Annotated in this window: 4 protein-coding genes and 1 pseudogene; 4 read left to right on the forward strand and 1 reads right to left on the reverse strand. The window is 64.0% G+C overall.

The window, feature by feature from the left end; translation table 11 throughout:
- Positions 1 to 144 (forward strand): SHOCT domain-containing protein (locus FGF04_RS38685; protein WP_149516073.1); only part of this gene is annotated, 144 nt, incomplete at its 5' end.
- Between the two features lie 590 nt (positions 145 to 734).
- Here the strand turns inward: FGF04_RS38685 and FGF04_RS38690 are convergent.
- Entirely contained in the window at positions 735 to 1,538 is an 804-nt protein-coding gene (locus FGF04_RS38690; RefSeq protein WP_188114416.1) for a response regulator transcription factor, read from the reverse strand.
- Positions 1,539 to 1,686: 148 nt separating this feature from the next.
- Between FGF04_RS38690 and FGF04_RS38695 the strand changes: the two genes are divergently transcribed.
- From FGF04_RS38695 to FGF04_RS38705, 3 genes and pseudogenes are all read left to right on the forward strand, one after another.
- Complete coding sequence (locus FGF04_RS38695) at positions 1,687 to 2,382, forward strand: hypothetical protein (RefSeq protein ID WP_149516075.1); 696 nt, start codon at positions 1,687 to 1,689, stop codon at positions 2,380 to 2,382.
- A gap of 44 nt (positions 2,383 to 2,426) precedes the next feature.
- Positions 2,427 to 2,621, forward strand: coding sequence for a PLAT/LH2 domain-containing protein (locus tag FGF04_RS38700; protein ID WP_149516076.1), 195 nt, complete (start codon positions 2,427 to 2,429; stop codon positions 2,619 to 2,621).
- Between the two features lie 29 nt (positions 2,622 to 2,650).
- Positions 2,651 to 2,850: pseudogene (locus FGF04_RS38705) on the forward strand (IS5/IS1182 family transposase); the annotation flags it as partial.

Raw genomic sequence — 2,850 nt, forward strand, 5'->3', positions numbered from 1 at the left:
CTCCCGCAGGCGGCGCAGCCCCCGCAGGACCTGCACGACGTCCTCCTGCGCCGCCTGCGGGAGTTGGGCGAACTGCACCGCGACGGCGTGCTCACGGACGAGGAGTTCGCCACGACGAAGGCGGCGGTGTTGCGCGACTTCTAGCAATCCGACCGAATGGGTCCACCGAGTGCGCGGTCATGGCGGGTGGATGTGTGGTGATCTTCAATCCGACCGCCGGCGGCACGGTGCCGGTGCCAGTGCCGGCCGCTTGCGCACACGGATCGGCCAGGAGCTGCAGAGGCTCATAGATAGTGACAGCACCAGCCGAGTGCGCCGTCGGCGCACGATGCCGCTGGCCTCGACCGGCAGAAACCGAAGGCCGGTGTTCCCCAGACTGTGCAAGCAGAAGATGGCACCGTACGCGGGGTGATCCACCGCTCCGACAAATCAGGGTGGTCTGCCTGGACTTTCAGGAGGCGGAAGACCCACCCGACCGACCCTCGCAAACTCGTCGCCTACCTGTGGAGAGTCCACGGTCCAGTCGTCCGGATCGGCTGCGAGACCTCACGTGACCTGCTTGCCCGTCGCGATACCTTCTGATGCCAGAGAATCCCCTCCCGTCCCGGAACGTCGAGCGGATGAGTGGATGAGTGGATCCACCTCGCCGTGACCGGCCTCACGGCTCGCCGACTCACCGGTACACGAAACACCGAGCAGCACGCTCGACCGTACCCAGACCTGCCCCGTCGGCGTCAGGGGCCGTTGCCCGGTGACGGTGTCAGGCCCAGGTCCTTCGCCAGCAGGACCGTCGAGAGTCGGTCGCTTGTGCCCAGCTTTCGGTAGAGCTTGTCCAGGTGGGCATGGACGGTCCGTACCGAGATGTTCAGCCGGCGACCGATGGCCGCTGCGGTCAGCCCTTCTGCCAGCACCTGAAGCACGGTCAGCTCCCGCGGAGTAATTCCCAACTCGGCAGCCCGCCCGGCAGGATCAGCCGCGCCGTCCCCTTTCACGTTCTGCCGTAAGCGCCGCATCTCCCGTATATGAATGTCGATGCTACGCAGTAGAGGTTGGAGCCGACCCGCCAGAGCTGTCTCCCGAAGGGTGAAGTCCTTGCCCGGACGTCCCATGATGAAGCCACGGATCACTTCTCCGGTTGCAGGCAGCGGAAGCACCATCTGCCGGGTGGTGCCATAGATCTCGTACGCCTCGTGATAGCAGTCGGACTTCAACCAGTCCGTGCGATCACTGACTTCGTCCACCGTGACAGGACGCCGCCGACCGCCTGAGGTGTAGCGGAAGAGCGGGTGCTCCTGTTGCATCCGCCGCCCGACCAGTTCCTCGACCGGAGTGCGCCCGACCCACGCAGGAGCCCAGCCTTCCGAGTGGCCGGTTCGCCGCCTCCAGTCCAGGTTCACGAAAATGGTGGTTGTCGCATGAAGCACCCCAAGTATTTCCTGGCCCACCACATGCCACATTGATTCGTGGTTCCGGCTCTCCAGAACCGCAACTGCCAGGTCGAGCATGTGCTCGTAGTCGCGCTGCGAAAAATCCGCCACGCAGCAATCGTCCCCTGCGGAAGAGATCCTTTGTAGGTAATTCTCCTTATACCTGTGAAAGTTCCGACCAGGCAGCATGAATCAACACGGACATGTTCCTGATAGACCACATCCGACCTACCCGGACCACACTTCACGGAGGTCTGCCATGTCTCAGGAAGTACCTGGGAAAACGAATGTATCCACCCATGGAAAACCGGCACTGGAACAAGCTGACCCGACGGACGGAACGATCCTCGTCTCAGCTGCGAACGGTGTCCCTTACCTTCTCCAGGACGGTCGACGCAAACAGATCCTCAGTCCTGCCAGTGTCCTGGCCGCCGGAGTGGACGTCCGCTCCAGCACGCCACAGCAGCTGACGCTCACCGAGAAGCAGATTCAGCGCATCCCCTTCGCCGGACTGCTCACCCCTGGGGCAATCCGGCAGTTCGATTCCGGTCTGATGCACCTGGGAGCGAACCACTGGATGCGCACATGGGGCGTCCTGGATCTGGGCACCGGCCAGATCTCCGCCCAAACCCGCACGGCCACCTTCACCTGGTTCGGCGGCTATCACGGCGCCACGTACGTCATCTTCAGCGACGCACACGACGCGCCGGTCTTCCAGTCCGGTTCCCACCGCTACGGCGTCGACGGAACGGTGATCGGTGTCTCGGACCGGACGGACGCCTGGTGGGAAAGCATGCCGCCCACCGACACCGTCCGGATCGCGCACCATGCCATCTTCCTGACATGGGCTCCTGATTCCTTCGAGAAGATCCTCGGCCGCTGGGCCGAATCCGGCGAGAAGGTAGCGTCCCTGGTCGCCGACGTGGCCGCTGTGGCCACCGTCTTTGCCGGCTGACGGCAGCACACCCAACAACGAGCCCTGCTTGAGGAGAAAACACCATGCCCGAATACCGGATTCAGGTCATTACCGGGAAGGTCGAGGGTGCCGGAACCGACGCCAATGTCTTCCTGACGATCTATGGAAGCGCCGGCAGCAGCGAGGAGCTGCAACTCGAAAGCGGACGAGACGACTTCGAACGTGCGAGCACCTCCAGCTTCATCCACACACTGCGAGACCTAAGGGTTGTCCCGTAACTGCCGGTCACGGGTGAGATAATCTTGCTGTGTCTGGTGTGATCACGGCGTCGGAGCCCTCCTGGATAGGCCCGTTCACCGGCCTGAGCCCGCGCCAGTTCGGCAAGCTGATCACCGCGTTGCGGCGGGAGGGGGCGGACCCGGTGCGCAAGGGACGGCCGTGGAGCCTGCCGCTGGAGGACCGGGTCCTGCTGGTCGCCGCGTACTGGCGGACCAACCTGACGCTGCG

The organism is Streptomyces apricus (assembly GCF_008369065.1).
GTDB lineage: Bacteria > Actinomycetota > Actinomycetes > Streptomycetales > Streptomycetaceae > Streptomyces > Streptomyces apricus.

Bases quoted from the DNA above. Each gene is read 5' to 3' on its own strand.
- FGF04_RS38695 (WP_149516075.1), top strand. From the start codon at position 1,687: ATGTCTCAGGAAGTACCTGGGAAAACGAATGTATCCACCCATGGAAAA.
- FGF04_RS38700 (WP_149516076.1), top strand. From the start codon at position 2,427: ATGCCCGAATACCGGATTCAGGTCATTACCGGGAAGGTCGAGGGTGCC.